Source organism: Oceanobacillus jeddahensis (assembly GCF_000750635.1).
Lineage (GTDB): Bacteria > Bacillota > Bacilli > Bacillales > Amphibacillaceae > Oceanobacillus > Oceanobacillus jeddahense.
Map to the genome: position 1 here is coordinate 507,478 of NZ_CCDM010000002.1, position 16,608 is coordinate 524,085.

General features: G+C 36.6%; 19 protein-coding genes and 1 other annotated feature. Of the genes, 13 read left to right on the forward strand and 6 right to left on the reverse strand.

Going from position 1 to position 16,608, the window contains the following annotated elements:
- Window positions 1-96: 96 nt before the first annotated feature.
- Window positions 97-1,374: a tyrosine--tRNA ligase gene (gene tyrS, locus BN986_RS10170; protein ID WP_040979677.1), complete on the forward strand. Its 1,278-nt coding sequence runs from the start codon at window positions 97-99 to the stop codon at window positions 1,372-1,374.
- A gap of 94 nt (window positions 1,375-1,468) precedes the next feature.
- On the opposite strand, the gene BN986_RS10175 is transcribed toward tyrS, so the two are convergent.
- Window positions 1,469-2,326: a DegV family protein gene (locus BN986_RS10175; RefSeq protein ID WP_040979678.1), complete on the reverse strand. Its 858-nt coding sequence runs from the start codon at window positions 2,324-2,326 to the stop codon at window positions 1,469-1,471.
- A 301-nt stretch (window positions 2,327-2,627) separates the two neighbouring features.
- On the opposite strand from BN986_RS10175, the gene BN986_RS10180 reads away from it, so the two are divergent.
- Together BN986_RS10180 and BN986_RS10185 are read left to right on the forward strand one after the other, a co-directional pair.
- Window positions 2,628-3,470 carry a YitT family protein gene (locus BN986_RS10180; protein ID WP_040979679.1) on the forward strand — a complete coding sequence of 281 codons (843 nt, stop codon included), beginning with the start codon at window positions 2,628-2,630 and terminating at the stop codon, window positions 3,468-3,470.
- Window positions 3,471-3,485: 15 nt separating this feature from the next.
- Window positions 3,486-3,905, forward strand: coding sequence for a putative periplasmic lipoprotein (locus BN986_RS10185; protein WP_052400745.1), 420 nt, complete (start codon window positions 3,486-3,488; stop codon window positions 3,903-3,905).
- A gap of 163 nt (window positions 3,906-4,068) precedes the next feature.
- On the opposite strand, the gene BN986_RS10190 is transcribed toward BN986_RS10185, so the two are convergent.
- Together BN986_RS10190 and BN986_RS10195 are read right to left on the reverse strand one after the other, a co-directional pair.
- The gene (locus BN986_RS10190) at window positions 4,069-4,332 is read right to left on the reverse strand and encodes a NifU N-terminal domain-containing protein (protein ID WP_040979681.1); all 264 of its coding nucleotides are present in this window, start codon (window positions 4,330-4,332) and stop codon (window positions 4,069-4,071) included.
- Window positions 4,333-4,433: 101 nt separating this feature from the next.
- Window positions 4,434-5,276, reverse strand: coding sequence for a Cof-type HAD-IIB family hydrolase (locus tag BN986_RS10195; protein WP_040979682.1), 843 nt, complete (start codon window positions 5,274-5,276; stop codon window positions 4,434-4,436).
- Window positions 5,277-5,428: 152 nt separating this feature from the next.
- Here BN986_RS10195 and yjfP point away from each other — a divergent pair, with 152 nt between their 5' ends.
- Together yjfP and BN986_RS10205 are read left to right on the forward strand one after the other, a co-directional pair.
- Complete coding sequence (gene yjfP / locus BN986_RS10200; RefSeq protein ID WP_040979683.1) at window positions 5,429-6,193, forward strand: esterase; 765 nt, start codon at window positions 5,429-5,431, stop codon at window positions 6,191-6,193.
- Between the two features lie 62 nt (window positions 6,194-6,255).
- The gene (locus BN986_RS10205; protein WP_040979684.1) at window positions 6,256-6,567 is read left to right on the forward strand and encodes a metal-sulfur cluster assembly factor; all 312 of its coding nucleotides are present in this window, start codon (window positions 6,256-6,258) and stop codon (window positions 6,565-6,567) included.
- Window positions 6,568-6,881: 314 nt separating this feature from the next.
- On the opposite strand, the gene BN986_RS10210 is transcribed toward BN986_RS10205, so the two are convergent.
- The gene (locus BN986_RS10210; RefSeq protein ID WP_040979685.1) at window positions 6,882-7,703 is read right to left on the reverse strand and encodes an undecaprenyl-diphosphate phosphatase; all 822 of its coding nucleotides are present in this window, start codon (window positions 7,701-7,703) and stop codon (window positions 6,882-6,884) included.
- 274 nt (window positions 7,704-7,977) lie between these two features.
- Entirely contained in the window at window positions 7,978-8,154 is a 177-nt protein-coding gene (locus tag BN986_RS26135) for a DUF2929 family protein (protein WP_074435648.1), read from the reverse strand.
- 483 nt (window positions 8,155-8,637) lie between these two features.
- Between BN986_RS26135 and BN986_RS10215 the strand changes: the two genes are divergently transcribed.
- From BN986_RS10215 to BN986_RS10255, 8 genes are all read left to right on the forward strand, one after another.
- Entirely contained in the window at window positions 8,638-9,240 is a 603-nt protein-coding gene (locus BN986_RS10215) for a Rossmann-fold NAD(P)-binding domain-containing protein (protein WP_148417103.1), read from the forward strand.
- 205 nt (window positions 9,241-9,445) lie between these two features.
- On the forward strand, window positions 9,446-10,402 hold the full coding sequence (locus BN986_RS10225; RefSeq protein ID WP_040979688.1) for a BMP family ABC transporter substrate-binding protein: 957 nt from the start codon (window positions 9,446-9,448) through the stop codon (window positions 10,400-10,402).
- A gap of 193 nt (window positions 10,403-10,595) precedes the next feature.
- Complete coding sequence (locus BN986_RS10230) at window positions 10,596-11,534, forward strand: beta-ketoacyl-ACP synthase III (RefSeq protein WP_040979689.1); 939 nt, start codon at window positions 10,596-10,598, stop codon at window positions 11,532-11,534.
- 29 nt (window positions 11,535-11,563) lie between these two features.
- Window positions 11,564-12,802: a beta-ketoacyl-ACP synthase II gene (fabF, locus tag BN986_RS10235; protein WP_040979690.1), complete on the forward strand. Its 1,239-nt coding sequence runs from the start codon at window positions 11,564-11,566 to the stop codon at window positions 12,800-12,802.
- A gap of 191 nt (window positions 12,803-12,993) precedes the next feature.
- Window positions 12,994-13,305 (forward strand): undecaprenyl phosphate translocase family protein, encoded by a 312-nt coding sequence (locus BN986_RS28180; RefSeq protein ID WP_040979691.1) that lies wholly within the window; start codon window positions 12,994-12,996, stop codon window positions 13,303-13,305.
- A 42-nt stretch (window positions 13,306-13,347) separates the two neighbouring features.
- Window positions 13,348-13,827, forward strand: a complete 480-nt coding sequence (locus BN986_RS28185; RefSeq protein ID WP_074435649.1) for an undecaprenyl phosphate translocase family protein — start codon at window positions 13,348-13,350, stop codon at window positions 13,825-13,827.
- Between the two features lie 167 nt (window positions 13,828-13,994).
- Window positions 13,995-14,201 carry a YuzI family membrane protein gene (locus BN986_RS10250; RefSeq protein ID WP_040979693.1) on the forward strand — a complete coding sequence of 69 codons (207 nt, stop codon included), beginning with the start codon at window positions 13,995-13,997 and terminating at the stop codon, window positions 14,199-14,201.
- Window positions 14,202-14,337: 136 nt separating this feature from the next.
- A complete protein-coding gene (locus tag BN986_RS10255) occupies window positions 14,338-15,099 on the forward strand; it encodes a YjbA family protein (protein WP_040979694.1) in 762 nt (253 codons plus the stop codon).
- 43 nt (window positions 15,100-15,142) lie between these two features.
- Here the strand turns inward: BN986_RS10255 and trpS are convergent, their stop codons facing one another.
- Window positions 15,143-16,132: a tryptophan--tRNA ligase gene (gene trpS, locus BN986_RS10260; protein ID WP_040979695.1), complete on the reverse strand. Its 990-nt coding sequence runs from the start codon at window positions 16,130-16,132 to the stop codon at window positions 15,143-15,145.
- Window positions 16,133-16,252: 120 nt separating this feature from the next.
- Window positions 16,253-16,425: a binding site (T-box leader), on the reverse strand.
- Window positions 16,426-16,608 lie beyond the last annotated feature (183 nt).

Genomic DNA, 16,608 nt, shown 5'->3' on the forward strand with positions numbered 1-16,608 from the left:
AGAGGCGACGGGTTTTTTATTTTCCCTTAAAAAGCGAATTTTTAACAATTGGAGTTGCCGGTAAAATGAAAATATTAATTTACAGGAGGAAGGATTATGAATATTTTACAGGATTTAGAAAATAGAGGGCTAGTGAATCAAGTAACAGATCGAGATGGGTTAGAAAAGCATCTTGAAAATAATCAAGTCACATTATACTGTGGATTTGATCCAACAGCAGACAGCTTGCATATTGGGCACTTAGTTCCTTTAACGATGTTGCGCAGATTTCAGCGGGCCGGTCATAAACCGATTGCGTTAGTTGGTGGAGGAACCGGTATGATTGGAGATCCGAGTGGACGTTCGAGTGAACGCAGCTTAAATACAGAAGAGGTTGTTTTTGGTTTTACAGAGAGTATTCAAAAGCAAATCGCCAAAATTGTAGATATGGATGATACATCCAGCGATAATCAAGTCATTTCCCGTAACAATCATGATTGGCTGGGGCAGATGACAATTATTGATTTCCTTCGTGGAGCAGGAAAACATTTTGGGATTAATTATATGCTATCCAAAGATTCGGTTGCTGCCAGACTTGCGCAAGGTATTACATTTACAGAGTTCAGTTACATGATTCTGCAATCTTTAGACTTTTTACGTTTATACGAAGAAGAAAATTGTACATTGCAGATTGGTGGAAGTGATCAATGGGGAAACATTACAGCAGGACTTGAGCTTATCCGTCGTTCTAGAGAGAACCAAGGGGAAACTGCTGAAGTGTTTGGGTTAACCGTACCTTTAATTACAACAGCAGACGGAACAAAATTTGGAAAAACTGCTGGAAATGCGATCTGGTTAGATGCTGAAAAGACATCACCTTATGAATTTTACCAGTTTTGGATTAATGCTGATGACCGGGACGTCATCCGCTTTATAAAATACTTTACTTTCCTGTCGAATGAGGAAGTTGCAGAATTAGAAAAAGAAGTAGAAACACAACCGGAAAAGCGTGTTGCGCAGCGTCGTCTGGCTGAAGAAATGACTCGCAGTATACATGATGAGGCGGCTCTTGAACAAGCGCAAAGAATTTCTGCGGCTTTATTTAGCGGAGATATCAAACAATTAAAAGTAGATGAGGTAGAACAAGCGTTTAAGGATGTTCCTAATCACAATACGGTTAAAGAGCCTGCTGGTTTGATTGATCTGTTAGTGAATGCATCTATTTCTTCTTCCAAACGGCAAGCAAGAGAAGATGTGAAAAATGGGGCTATTTACATCAATGGAGAACGTGTTCAGGATTTGGATTATATAGTAGACGAAGAAGATCGTTTAGGAGATGCATTCACTGTCATTCGCAGAGGAAAGAAAAAATATTTCTTAATTCGTTTTCAATAAAAGAGGACGTACTCATAAAAAATAGATTTGACGCTATTGGGACGTCAAATCTATTTTTGCATTCATTATGGGGCGTGTAAGGAAGCATATATTTTTATTTATTGTAGAAGAATAAAGCTAAGGTCCCGGGTCCAGAATGCGCACCAATTACAGAACCAACCATTTCGATGATAATATTCTCTTCTTTAACACCAAACTGGTCTTGTATCATATTTGATAGCTCTTGTGCACGCGGTAAATCATCACCATGGCTAATTCCAATGACTTGATTTTGAAAATTGTTTCCCCGCTTGCCCATTACCTCGATCATTCGCTTAAGTACTTTTTTTGTCCCGCGAATTTTTTCTAAAGGAATGAGCTTCCCTCCTTCAACATGCAGGAGAGGTTTGATATTTAATAAGCCGCCAACAAAGGCTGCTGTTTTACTGACACGACCTCCGCGATATAAATACTCTAAATTATCTACTGTAAATATATGTTCCATCTGAGCGGCATTTTTGTCAGTTTGCTTAATAATTTCATCAAATGGAACATCTTTCTGGGCCATTTTTGCAGCTTCTAGTACGACCAGACCAAGTCCTAGTGAAGCGCATTTGGAATCAATAATATGTAGCTGGGCCTCTGGATTTTCCTCTTTAATTTCTTGTTCAACCATTTTTGCAGCTTGGCAGGTTCCTGACAATTCGGAAGAAAAAGCAATATAAAGCAATGGTTTTTCTGCTTCTACATAAGAAGTAAAAATTTCTTTAAACTGATTCGCAGATGCTTGTGATGTTTTTGGTGCTTCGCCTTCCCGCATGGCATCATAAACTGTTTTTGGAGTAATATCAATACTGTCCCGATAGTCTTTTGATTGAAGGTGAACAGTTAATGGTATCATTTCAATATTATATTCGTTATAATAATGTTCGGATAAGTCACATGCGCTATCAGCTAGAATGGTGATTGCCATTTTAATCACATCCATTTCTTTTAAAGTGTATGTTCAAAAAGATTCCCAATGGAGCCTAAAAAATCAAGAAAACGTCGATTTTACAAAAGGAATTTTCACGTATTGTGGTGACTTTATACGCTGTTTACAAATATTTTTGATAGAACGGGTAATCGCAGACGCACAAAAAATAATGCGTTCATTCAAAAGTCTGCAGCTTAGCATTTTGGAACTTTATGAACATTTTCTTAAAATAAGATTGTACATTAAGTTTACGTTTAATTGAATATTTAGTCAAAAATTTAATAAAGGAGGCTGTTTTGTGTTTTATATTGAAGCAAAAAGGATAAGTATCGTTATCCTTGGGGCGTTATTAAATGCTGCATCATTAAACTTTTTTCTTATCGGAGCAAATGTTTATGCCAGTGGATTTACGGGAGCGGCTCAGCTATTATCCAGTATTTTTAATGATTTCTTAGGGATCGGCTTATCCACAGGTATTTTATTAGCTCTTTTAAATATTCCGGTTTTGATTTTAGGGTGGTTAAAGGTAGGAAAGGGATTTACGGTTTATAGTGTAATATCAGTATTTTTCTCCACCTTATTCTTAGAAATTCTACCACTTGTTTCTATCTCGAATGATATTATTTTAAATGCTGTATTTGGCGGTGTTATCGCAGGAGTCGGCGTTGGTATCACATTAAAAGCAGGTGCTTCTACAGGCGGCATGGATATTGTTGCAATGATTTTATCCCGTCTGAAAGATAAGCCGATTGGCAAATATTTTTTAATCATGAATTCGTTGATTATTGTGATTGCGGGTGTTTTGTATGAGCCTGAAAATGCTTTATACACTATGCTGACGCTTTATGTAACCACTCGTGTAATTGATACAATTCATACACGCTATGAAAAGGTTACAGCGTTTATTGTGACAAAGAAAACGGACGAGCTGCAAAAAGCTATCCATGATACGATGGTTCGCGGGATTACGATTTTACCTGCAAAGGGAGCTTATACAAAGACAGATAAAAGCCTCATGTATCTTGTAGTGACAAGATATGAATTATATGATTTAGAAAGAATCATAAATGAAGTAGACCCGGATGCATTTACAAATATTGTGGAGACTGCTGGCGTATATGGATTCTTTAGAAAAGATTAAAAAGGTGTGTATAATATGAAACGTTGGTATGTTGTTATAGCTTTGATTGTATTATTGGCAGGTTGTGGAAATAGAGGGGAAGAGGTGATTGAACCGATTGCTCCTGAGGAGGATAATGAAACAGCAAGTACAGTAATGTTCCAAGAAATCGATATTACTTCGGATGGAGAACAGTTCCATATTGTTGGGCAGGCGAGAACAGATGCAGAAGCTTTTTTCTATCGCGTTGAACAAGACGGGGAACCGATTCAAGAAGAAAAAACGATAGAATTAGAAGAAGCAGCACCAGGGTCTTTTCAAGATTTTGAGATCATGGAAACTTTCTCAGAAGATATATTAGAACAAGAGGAGCCTCCAATCGTTATTATGTACGGAAAAGATGGGGATAATAATGAAATTAATCCAAACTATGTACCGGTAGATACCGAAGAATAGTATCAATATGATTGTGGATACGTTATAAACCTGTTTTACTTATGCTTGAGTGAAATGGGTTTTTATGTGTGTAGAGAAGTATAAGTACTGCTTATGTTTTAATTAGAAATCGAATGATAGTTGAATAGTAAAAGAAAAGAGGCCGGGAGCTCCCAGCCTCTTCTTAATAACCAAATTTCACAAATATTTCTTCCACCTTTGGATTGATGCTTTCCCAGTCAGCGTCAAAATGTTTGTTGACCGTAATAAAATTTTGATAACCAAAAACGTTATCAACGTCTTCCAGTTTCATTAATTCATTTAAAATTTCATGTTCACTGACATCGCCGGGCATCACAGAAATACTGTTTGTCCCTGAAAAAATAACACTATCCGATGTGTATTTCATTGCATTTGGATTAGGTGTTGGGGAAATATGTACTGCCATTTGAGTACCTCCTCATGTAAAAAGTTCGTAAGTTTATATTAACAGAAATTCGAAAAGAGATAAAGAAAGGAAGGCTGCAAAATTGCAGACTTCCCTAAAAATTAAATAATGATATTTTTCTTATTAAGATTCAAATATTCCTCTAAAAATATACTAATACCGTCTTCTTCATTCGTTAAGGTTTGATGTTTGGAAACAGAAACAAGTTCGTCAATAGCATTTCCCATAGAAACACCGACACCAGCATAGTCGAGCATTTCTAAATCATTGTCCTCATCCCCAAAAGCGATAATATTTTCCCGGGCGATATGATATTCATCAGCAATAGCTTTGAGACCAACCGCTTTATTCATTCCCTTTTTAATGATTTCAATGATATTCCATGGAGCACCCCATTTACGATGTTCAATAACTTCTGCATGATAGTCATTTAAATGAGCCCGCAGTTCTTCAACCTGTGAAGCATCAGGATGTATAAGAACGGATGTAGGGTCGTATTTTAATTTTGATTTAATGTCACCGATAATATATGGAGATTCCTCAGGTGAATCTTGGAAGATAGTCATAATATCTTCACTATATTGATCTAAATAAACTTGATCCTGTACCTCAGCTAATATATTTTTTACTTCAACTTCGGTGGAAACATCAATAATCCGATGTGCGGTAGTTAGAGGCATCGGTGTGTGAATACCTTTCCAACTGGTATCCAGAGGATGATGCACAAGTGCTCCATTGAAGTTTACCATTGGTGTTTTTAATTGAAGTTCCTGATAGTATTGGATACTGGCACGACCGGGTCTGCCAGTGGCAATAACGACCACATGTCCTTCTTCGATTGCATGAGATATTACTTGTTTATTTCGAATACTTATTTTCTTGTCATCTGTTAATAACGTACCATCTAAATCAAGTGCAATTAAGTGTCTATTTTTATTTTCCATTCCTTCACCTCTCATCTAATTTTATCGTATCATGATTTGAAAATATGTAAAGTAAAGAAAAGTTAAATAAAAGCTGCATTATTTGCGAAAGATATTACAAAAACTTTACAATAGGGGTAGTACGTTGATAAGTGAAAGGAAGCGTGTCATCGATGATAGGAATTTACCAAGAATCAATCAAGGGGATACCTTGTTTACATGTTGTTGATCAAAAATACGCTGGCAAAGCACGTCCGGCGGTTATTTACTTTCATGGCTTTACCAGCGCGAAAGAACAGAATTTGCCGATAGCTTATTTGCTTGCAGAAAAAGGATTTCGGGTTCTATTGCCCGAAGCGCTTCATCATGGGGAAAGAAATGATGGATTAGCAGATGATAAGCGGCAGCTGGCTTTTTTTGAAATCGTGTTAAAAAATATTAGTGAGTTAGATACCATTCGAAAATACTTATTGAAAAATCAGCTTCTAAAAGAGAACGCATTAGGTGTAGCCGGAACCAGCATGGGAGGTATTACAACAAGTGCTGCACTTGTCAGATATTCGTGGGTAAAAGCAGCGGCGGTTATGATGGGAACGCCTAAACTGCAAGCATATGCGAAACAATTACTGCAATATGTTGAAAATAACGGAAAGTCTCCATTTACCCAAGAAGAATTAAATAAATTATTTGAAAAGCTGGCTGAAATTGATTTATCCGCTCATATGAAAGCACTTAACGATCGTCCATTAATGTTTTGGCATGGTGAAAATGATAAAGTAGTTCCCTTTGAACAATCGCACTCCTTTTACCATGCAGTAAAGCCATATTATAAAACAGCAGAACATCTGCAATTTATTGGGGAAAAAGGCAGAGAGCATAAGGTGAGTATTCCAGCAATGCATCGTGCAACAGACTGGTTTGAGCAGCATCTGTTGTAAAATGATTTTATAACATGTTAAAGTATGATTTAATAGAGGATAGGGAAAGGAGGATGGCACATATGGATGAAGCGATGAAAGAGAATCTAATGGGTGCATTAGAAAATGTAATTGATCCAGAACTAGGTATTGATATTGTCAATCTTGGTTTAATATATGATGTAGACTTGGATGATGATGGTTTGTGTGTGGTTACGATGACATTGACTGCCATGGGATGCCCATTATCTGCGCATATTGAAGCAGATATCAAGCATGCTTTATCAGATATTCCGGAAGTGAAAGAAACAAAAACAAATATTGTTTGGGATCCACCTTGGGGTAAAGATAAAATGTCACGCTACGCAAAAATTGCTTTAGGAATACCTGATTGATAAAGCAGGAATTGTTTTATTCCTGAAAAATTAATAGAGGCATCCGCCATTAAAATTGGTGGATGCCTCTATTTACATGCTGAGATTCGATGAAGCTCTCCGCGCCCTTATGCAAGGAAAAGGCTGGCGGATCTGCAGTTTCTAATAATGGACTATAAGTGCGTGTTCAAAAAGGCCGATAAATAGGACCAAGAAGTTCAAGGCGACGTGTTTTTTTCGAACGGAGCGTATGCTTTATAATACGTGAGTATCGGAAAAAACACGTCAACGCAGAAATTCGCCGTGTCATTTTTATTGGCCTTTTTGAACATCCTCTATAAGAAAATCAAGACAAGAATACCAACGATCACGCAGTAATATGCAAAATACTCCAGTTTCCCGTGACGCATGATATTCATAAACCATTTTAGCGCAAAGTAGCTGGCGATAAATGCAGTAATAAATGCTACCAGATAAGGCGCCCAGAGCTGACTCATTTCAGGGTCTCTGGCGATTTCGGGGATTTCAAGAATAGCCGTCCCCAGACTTACCGGAATATACAGCAGGAAAGAAAATCGAAGTGCTGTTTCTTTCTTCATTCCAACGAGCATTGAAGCGACGATGGTTGCTCCGGATCTGCTTATTCCCGGTGTTACAGCGATAGACTGAACAAGTCCGACAATAATAGCATCTTTTGTGGATAAATCCCCATCCTGTTTACGTCCTCTGAGATTACGAATGATCCAAAGGGCAAGAGCGGTAATTAATAATGTGATTCCAACTACACTGGTACCACTTAACGCTTCGCCAAGCGCATCCCCGAACAGCAAACCAATAATCCCTACAGGAATGGTGGCGATCACGAGATAAACAACAAACATAAAGTCACTTTTGACCGTTTTATCTCCTTTGAATAAGAAGTTCCACGTATTGACGATAAGACGTACAATATCTTTACGATAAATCAGCATCACTGCCAGCAGGGAAGCGAAGTTAACAAATATTTCAAAAGAAAGCCCCCTGGCTTTAATATCAAATAGCTCCCTGACAATAATTAAGTGTCCGCTGGAGGATACCGGAATTGGTTCGGTAACTCCTTGAACGATCCCAAGAATAAAAAACTGGATTAGTTCCCATAATCTACTTAAAGCATCCATTTTTTAAATACCTTCCTTTATTTTTTCTTCTCTGATTGTACAGTTATTTTTTAAAATGAACAAAGCAGAGCTCCAATTAATTTTTAAAACATGTCAGTTTTTATTTTGTATATAGAATATATGGGTAAGGTTATACCCATATATTCCAATTCATATGCCTGTCCTTTTATGTAATTATGCTAAAAAATATAGACATAGAACGTTTTATTTAATAAAAAGCATTTTTAGAAATATAGAAACCCCCTGTCGCATATAATAAGACAAGGGGTTTTACTTATTTGGTATCTTCTTTCAAAACCAAACCAGCTAAAGCAAACACGAATATAGAAAAGATACCCGCTACAATCAGTGCATCTCGAATAATAAATGGCTCTGCACCCATGCTTGTCAATACATAAGAGACTGCTAAAGCGATAGCCACAGCCCAAAAAATAGTTGCGATAAAACGCATAAGTCCACCTCACTTTACTACCTTATCTAAGTATATCATAAATATCATTTTAACATGAAAAGCCTTTCGTTGCTTTAAAGAATCTAAAAAAATCGTGAAAATTAATGATTATTTAATGATATATCTGGTTAATAATTAACTCAATTTTCGCACTTAAAAAATTACTTCATATCAATAGGAACAAGTGTTGATTATGCCTTCTATATACTTTGTTAAAGCATAAAGAAGGTAAAGTGTAAGATTACCGCTGCGTAGGAAAGTGGAGTGGTTGGCCGGAGCGGGAGCTATACACTATCATTAGTACAAAAAAGTGATTTAACCAAAAGCAAGCATAATAATGAAGAACATGATAATCCTGGAATGACAAGATATATATGCTTATTCTTGGGTGCGAAAGTTGAGTTGGTAATAAGTGCGCTCAATAAATATTCATTATATTTTGTATTAGATTTTTTGAACAACCTTTATAAAGGAGTGTTTTTCTTGCGTATATTAGTTATTCCTCATAATCATTGGGTCGGTTATCATATTGTAACAAGATTATTAGATAACGGTTATCAAGTTGATGGAATTCGGAGTGCCCAACTAAATTCTGGATTAGAAGATTTTTTTGGCAGAAATAGTCATTTCCAAGAAGTAGATCAAGTGAAAAATGATTATGATCTGGCAATCATTATCAATCAATCAGAGATAAAAAATCTGCACGAACATACGGAGAAGGTAATACTGATTCAAACAGTCTTTGATCAGAATGCAGTGTCTGATAATTCAGCTGCATCCGTGATTTCTGTACCTTATCTTATTGGGGAAGGGATGGAACTGGAAGAGAATAAAGTGTATGCAGATGGTGAGCTGGTTTCCTGCTCAGACGAAGCATGGCAAAAGAAGGCGATTTACATTAAAGATTTTTTAAATGTATTTATGCAGTGGATAAAAATGACACATTTACCTAAATTAATAGAGATTAATTCAGTTAACGATAACTTAACAAACACAAAAGTTGAAAAAAAGCAGGTTCTGCTGGAAAATAGAGATATAAATACAGTGATCAAAGCAATACAAACATTTAATAAGCGGCTTCAGTAATGAATACTCCTGCCACTTCATTTCTAAAGAAATTTGAAGTGTGGGTTTCTGGGGTGTCTACTTTCAAGAACATCATGCCATGTAAATTTAAGTTCGTAAATGCAAAAAGGCGATTCAACTCCCACCTGCTCATTGGGGTTCATCCTGCACATACCTTGAGGTTGGGAGTCGTCTCGCCTAATCAAGATAGAATGGGTGTGCTAAGGTGAAATATATCCACTATCCACTAATCCTTCTTTTCCTGATTTGCACACTGTCTGCTTGTTCTTATTTTGAGACAGGTCAAATACAAAATGTCGGGTTTATAACAGATGCAGAAATAGATAATAATCCTTGGACTGAACAAGGGTATCAGGCAATGTTAGAAATAAGTGATGAATACGATATAAATGTTTATTATGAGGAAAATGTAGAAACCATGCATCAAGTACAGCAGACTGTTGATCAATTCGTACATAATGGAGTCAACTTAATTTATGGCCATAGTAATATTTACGGAGAATATTTTATGACGCTTGCTGAAAGCTACCCAGATGTACAATTTGTTTATGTGAATGGCGGTGAATCCGGAGAAAATGTGACTTCTTTGAATTTTAATGCTCATGCTATGGGTTTTTTTGCTGGTATGGTCGCTGGAAATATGACGGAAAGCAACCAAATTGGGATCATAGCTGCTTATTCTTGGCAGCCGGAAACAGAAGGTTTTTTTGAAGGTGTCATTCATGCAAATAAAGATGCTGATATATCGTTGAATTATATAAACGATTGGAATAATAATGACCTTGCTTTGGAGGTCTATGCGATGATGAAGGAGCAAGGGGTAGATGTTTTTTATCCCATTGGAGATGCTTTTAGTGAAAGTATCTTGAGAGAGGCTGAAAATGATAATTTTTATGCAATTGGTTATATGACAGATCAGATGGATGTTGCCCCTGACGCTGTTTTAACAAGTACGATTCAACATATCAGGGAACTGTACAAATCCGTAGCGGATGATTTTAACAGCGGGGATCTGGAAGGGAAAATATACACGTATGATTTTAAAGATGGATTTATCTCACTGGGGGGATTTCACTCTGCCGTTCCAAACAACGTAAAAATGCAGGTAGAAGAGGATATTGAAGCGTATATTGACACCGGGCTATTGCCTAATGAATATTAACATCTGTTATTTGATAGCAAAAAATAAAAGTGACAAAAAATGTACCATAAATAAAATGGAAGAAAAAAAATGGATAGTATAGTCCACAAGCCAGGCTGAAATTGTAACTTGCTATCCGTTTCATTTTGTCTTAAAATTAGTACCAAGTCATAATGTTTGATATTAATGTTTTATAGAAGAGGAGCGCGGTTAGATGAGTATCGGTATTTTAGGAACCGGCCATTATTTACCTACAAATGTAGTTACCAATCATGATTTAGAGAAGATCGTTGATACCAACGATGAATGGATACGAACAAGAACAGGTATCCATGAAAGAAGGTTAGCTACAGATGATATTGATACTTCAGATATGGCATACTATGCATCAATTGAAGCATTAAAAGAGGCGAATGTCAAAGCAGAAGATATTGATTTGATTTTAGTAGCAACTGTAACACCAGATACAGCATTTCCGTCTATTGCTTGTCTAATTCAAGATAAATTAGGAGCTATAAATGCTGCGGCAATGGATGTAGGGGCTGCTTGTGCTGGTTTTATGTATGGAATCATTACAGCAAATCAATTTATTGCTACAGGCACATACAAAAATGTACTTGTTGTAGGGGCTGAAAAGCTATCTAAAATAACCGATTGGACAGACCGTTCTACATGTGTATTATTTGGAGACGGTGCAGGAGCAGCTGTCATTGGAGAAGTATCTGAAGAAAAAGGTATTCTGTCCTTTGAACTTGGTGCAAATGGCGCTGGTGGCAAGGAGCTTTACTTAAACAAAGAAGACCATATCATAATGAATGGAAGGGAAGTTTTTAAATTTGCTGTGAGACAAATGCCTGAATCTACAGTGAATGTGATTGAAAAAATAGGACTGTCCCGAGAAGACGTGGATTATCTTATTCCACATCAGGCAAATATCCGGATTATGGAGGCTGCTAGAGAACGATTAGGAATTTCTGAAGATAAAATGGCGAAATCGATTGAGCGTTTTGGAAATAATTCTTCTGCTTCGATTCCTATGGCTTTGTCTGAAGCAGTAAAAGAGGGTAAAATAAAAGATAATGATTTAATCGTATTAGTTGGATTTGGAGGAGGCTTAACCTGGGGAGCTGTTGCTTTGCGCTGGGGGAGTTAATTCTTATTTAATTAAGGAGGCAAACGAACGTGGAAAAAAGAGTTGTAATAACAGGACTTGGAGCTGTAACTCCCGTTGGTAATAATGTTTCTGCGATGTGGGAAAGCATTGTTAATGGGAAATCGGGTATTGATTACGTAACAAAGGTAGATAAAGAACAATTTACTGCGAAAGTAGCAGCTGAGGTAAAGGATTTTGATCCGGCTGCCTACATGGAGAAAAAAGAAGCTCGCAAGATGGATCCTTTTACACAATATGCTGTGGCAGCAGCGAAAATGGCTGTACAAGATGCAAATTTGGAAATAACAGATGAGAATGCGAGCCGTATCGGTGTTTGGATTGGATCAGGGATTGGCGGAATGAAAACATGGGAAGAGCAGCACTCTAAGTTTTTAGAGAAAGGTGCAAAACGTGTCAGCCCTTTCTTTGTGCCAATGATGATTCCGGACATGGCTGCAGGACAGGTGTCGATTCAATTAGGGGCAAAAGGGATTAATTCTTGTACAGTGACAGCCTGCTCTTCTGGTGCAAACTCCATTGGAGATGCGTTCAAAGCGATTCAGCGTGGAGATGCCGATGCTATGATTACAGGCGGTACAGAAGCGCCAATTAGTAATATGGCATTTGCGGGCTTCACTTCTGCTAAAGCGTTAAGCACAACGGAAGATCCAAAAAAAGCAAGCCGCCCATTTGATAAAGAAAGAAATGGTTTTGTTATGGGAGAAGGATCAGGTATTCTTATTTTAGAATCACTTGAATCTGCCAAAGAACGCGGTGCAGACATTTACGCAGAGATTGTCGGTTATGGAGCGACAGGGGATGCATACCATATTACAGCACCTGCTGAAAATGGGGAAGGCGCTGCACGTGCGATGCAAGAAGCAATAAGTGACGCGAATTTACATTCCAATGATATCGATTATGTCAATGCACACGGTACAAGCACGGATTTAAATGATAAATTTGAGACACAGGCTATTAAAGACGTTTTTGGTGAAAAAGCATCCAGCCTGGCTATATCTTCAACAAAATCAATGACGGGTCATTTATTAGGAGCTGCAGGAGCGATTGAAGCAATTATATCCATTAAAGCAATTATTGATGGGATCGTTCCTCCAACGATTAATTATGAATATCCCGATCCGGAATGTGATTTAGATTATGTGCCAAATGAGGCCAGAAACCAGGAAGTGAACGCTGTTGTAAGTAACTCTTTAGGTTTTGGCGGACATAATGTAGCACTTGTATTTAAAAAGTATGAAGCGTAAGGTATAGAAAAAAGCTTATCTCTTTCTTAGGGATAGGCTTTTTTATGTTTGGAAATATAAGAAAACTGTGAATTCAGGGTACTTCCACTATATTCGCAATAGTTTACTTTTTTACTGGTCGGAGGACATTAAATCTTATATAATAAACCATTCAGGTGTTTTCTAATCAAAATTAAAGGTGTTGATATCATTTGATTCGAACAGTCATCCAGGGTATGTTTGTTGGAATAACAGAAACGGTACCAGGAGTAAGCGGAAGTACAATAGCAATGATTTTAGGAGTATATGAACGTTTATTAAACGCGCTAAGCATGTTAACAACGAAGGATCGAATAAAAGCCTTCCCGTTTCTTTTTACTTTTGGCATTGGAATGGCTGGCGGTTTTATAGCATCTATTCAACTCATTCAATACCTGCTTGCGAATTTCCAATTACAAACCTTCTTTTTCTTTATCGGTATTATTACAGGTTTTTTGCCATATATATATGGAAGGATACGGTAAATACCACAGAAACAAGACTAAGAAAAAAACACTATTTTTTTTATGTTCATCTTCTTAAGCGCTGTGATCATCATGCAATTTTTTGCTGGTGCAGATAATCTGGATATGGATAATTTGTCTTTTTCTAATTACCTATACTTTATCCTTGCAGGTCTTTTCGCTAGTACAGCACTTGTATTACCCGGCATAAGCGGTGCTTTAATACTTATGATAATGGGCATCTATGACATAGCTGTTTCTGCCATTCTGACAATTAATATACCAGTTATCGCAACAATTGGGGTAGGTGTGCTGCTGGGGATATTAATAACAAGTAAGCTGGTAAAGTATTTGTTAATGAACTACATAACTGAGACTTATTCTGCTATGATTGGCTTGATAAGCGGGTCTGTATTTGCTATTTTAAGTAACCTGAAAACAGGTTTCTACTTAGAGTTAAATATAACAGTCTTTATCACTTTTATAAGCGGTGTTATTTTGGTTGTTTTATTGAATAAATATAAAAACCGTTTGGCTACATAATCTTTAGGAGAACAAATGATGTAAGCTAAACATATGGATATCAAAGTTTTATTTGTTACATGAATAAATGGAATAAGCCTGTCTTAATATACTGTAAAAAAACGCGTATTTTCTATCGGACAAGCACATAGAATAATAGTAATTGGACAAGCAAGTGAGGCGAAACGATGGGTTCTTTCTTTTTATTTCTAGTCGGATTTGGGATGGCTGTAACAGGCAGTGTTACCATCATAGCTTATTTTAATTTCCTCCCCGCCGGATTAACCTGGGCAGATTATTTTATGTTTATAGCAGGGAGGTTGGAATGTTATTTTCTGCCTCTGGGCTTATTGATTATATTGATTTCACTTCGTCATTTTAATGTAGAAAAATAAGTGTTTTCGCATAAAAAAATGTGAGATGGTCATAATGTATTTTAACCTTCAAGTTCAAAGGATTGAATATATTGGACATCAAATCATCCTTTTTGAACGAAAAGATATTAAATGGCAGATAAGGTGGGGTTAGGAAATGTTATATTTACATGATGCTTGGGTAAATTGGTTTGAAGGGGAAGAGAACGGATATAATGTATGCCCCTTTCATGAATGGCGAAAATCTGATTCTGTTGAATTATTAGATCAAGTTCCACTGCTGTACATATCGAGTGAACTTTTCGAGTATATTGAAAACGATATTCGTGAACTTCCAAAAGATTTACTCGATAGTATTTACAAAAGAGCAACGATACGAAAAGGTCAAAAAAGAACGGTATTGGAATATGCAGCTGTTGTGACGGATGGGATGGAAATTCTTGCTTTTGATACTGCGGGATACTATATTCCGGTAAGAAAAAGCAGATTAATTCCCAGACAAGAGCAGTTAGTATACAGCATGATTGAAAAAGCAGAACAAAAATCATATGGCTTTAAATCTGAGAACTACCAAAAAGAGTATCATATGTTGTCTATGCCGCCATCTTTTGTTCATGGCTTGACAAGAAGAGAGCGTCAACTTAAACAGCTTTTAATGATTGGATTAGATCAATTAAAAACAACAAATGATAAACAAGAATTAAGGTACTGGCTTACGGAATGGAATCCTAAAAAATATCCTTCTATTAAATATATGAATGAAGAAGAAGTTTGGGATGCGCTCTATAATGGATTAAAAGATGGTTGGAGTCAGGCACATGAAGAACTTTGCAAAAAATTAATCCGTGGACAAGCTTTCTTAGAAAGAATGTGGGAAGCTGAAATGGAATCCGAAGAAAATACATCTAAACAAAACTGAAAATCCAAGGAAAATTCGTTTCCTTGGATTTTTTCCTGTTTGCTTATTTTCTGACTCTGCCTAACCCCACTGCTTTCTTTGCTTTTTTTAAGGTTTTTCCAGCCGTAAAAGAAGCTTTCTCAGCTCCTTTGTCAAGAATGAGATCCAGCTCTTCGGAGTCAATTAATTCTTTATATTTCTCTTGAATTGGCTCTAACACACCAATGACAGCGTCAGCTACGCCTTGTTTAAAGTCTCCATATCCTCTATCTGCATATTTTTCTTCGAGACTCTCAATCGATTCTCCAGTACAAACAGAATAAATCGTTAATAAATTGGAGACTCCCGGTTTATTTTCTTTATCGAATTTTACAATGCCTTCTGAATCTGTAACTGCACTTTTGATTTTCTTTTCGATTTGCTTTGGCTCATCAAGCATCGAAATATATCCCTTTTGATTCGTATCTGATTTACTCATTTTTTTCGTTGGATCCTGTAAAGACATAATACGTGCGCCAACTTTAGGGATGCGTATCTCTGGAATGGTAAATATATCGTTAAAACGATGGTTAAAACGTTGTGCTAAATTGCGAGTTAGCTCTAAGTGTTGTTTTTGATCATCTCCAACAGGAACAACATTTGTATTATACAATAATATATCAGCTGCCATAAGAGACGGGTAAGTTAGCAAAGCAGAAGAAACAGCTTCTTTTCCTTGTGATTTATCCTTATATTGTGTCATCCGTTCTAATTCACCAACATAGCTGATGGACTGTAGAATCCAAGCCAGTTGAACATGCTCGGGTACTTCGGATTGAATGAAAAGAGTTACTTTATTCGAATCAATTCCTGAAGCTAAATAAAGTGCAGCTAATGATTTGATATTCTTTCTTAGGGCTAACCTGTCTTGGGGAACAGTTATTGCATGCTCATCCACAATACAGAAGTAACAGTCGTACTCATCTTGTAACTCGACAAATTGTTGTAATGCACCTAAATAATTTCCCAGAGTCAAAGTACCGCTGGGCTGAATTCCTGAAAAAATTGTTTGCAATGTTTTCACCTCATTTATTTATTTCAAAGCAAAAAAGACGTTAGTAACAAAATACTTTAGTAAATAGGAGCAAAGGTTGAAATATTTCCCAGGCAATAAAAAAAGCCCACCCATTCCCAAATTAGGGACGAATGAACCGCGTTGCCACCCTGATTATTCTATATAAATAGAATCACTTCATTATAATAAAGCTCCAAAGTCCAATTCCACCTTACCATGATACTTGTTTTCAGCACCACAAGCTCTCTAAAATCAGCGGGAAAGATGTACTAAATCTTCTTCAATGCTTCTGCTATTAAATTAAGTTTATTATAAGTTTATTTTTGGCAAATTGCAAGTAGTCTATACGGTAGAAAAACAACAAAATCCCTAGAATTATTTTCTTAGTATATTCTAACTGCAAAATAAAACTTTTTTCCACTTTTTTCGATTTTTTCTTTTAAAAACTTCCAAAAATCCTTTATACTAGTAATAAA

What these genes read in the sequence shown, in the direction of transcription:
- BN986_RS10175 (WP_040979678.1), bottom strand. Translation starts at nt 2,326, where the DNA reads ATGGCAATCACCATTCTAGCTGATAGCGCATGTGACTTATCCGAACAT.
- tyrS (WP_040979677.1), top strand. Translation starts at nt 97, where the DNA reads ATGAATATTTTACAGGATTTAGAAAATAGAGGGCTAGTGAATCAAGTA.
- BN986_RS10185 (WP_052400745.1), top strand. Translation starts at nt 3,486, where the DNA reads ATGAAACGTTGGTATGTTGTTATAGCTTTGATTGTATTATTGGCAGGT.
- BN986_RS10210 (WP_040979685.1), bottom strand. Translation starts at nt 7,703, where the DNA reads ATGGATGCTTTAAGTAGATTATGGGAACTAATCCAGTTTTTTATTCTT.
- BN986_RS10255 (WP_040979694.1), top strand. Translation starts at nt 14,338, where the DNA reads ATGTTATATTTACATGATGCTTGGGTAAATTGGTTTGAAGGGGAAGAG.
- BN986_RS10230 (WP_040979689.1), top strand. Translation starts at nt 10,596, where the DNA reads ATGAGTATCGGTATTTTAGGAACCGGCCATTATTTACCTACAAATGTA.
- BN986_RS28185 (WP_074435649.1), top strand. Translation starts at nt 13,348, where the DNA reads ATGTTCATCTTCTTAAGCGCTGTGATCATCATGCAATTTTTTGCTGGT.
- BN986_RS10205 (WP_040979684.1), top strand. Translation starts at nt 6,256, where the DNA reads ATGGATGAAGCGATGAAAGAGAATCTAATGGGTGCATTAGAAAATGTA.
- BN986_RS10195 (WP_040979682.1), bottom strand. Translation starts at nt 5,276, where the DNA reads ATGGAAAATAAAAATAGACACTTAATTGCACTTGATTTAGATGGTACG.
- BN986_RS26135 (WP_074435648.1), bottom strand. Translation starts at nt 8,154, where the DNA reads ATGCGTTTTATCGCAACTATTTTTTGGGCTGTGGCTATCGCTTTAGCA.
- BN986_RS10190 (WP_040979681.1), bottom strand. Translation starts at nt 4,332, where the DNA reads ATGGCAGTACATATTTCCCCAACACCTAATCCAAATGCAATGAAATAC.
- yjfP (WP_040979683.1), top strand. Translation starts at nt 5,429, where the DNA reads ATGATAGGAATTTACCAAGAATCAATCAAGGGGATACCTTGTTTACAT.
- BN986_RS10250 (WP_040979693.1), top strand. Translation starts at nt 13,995, where the DNA reads ATGGGTTCTTTCTTTTTATTTCTAGTCGGATTTGGGATGGCTGTAACA.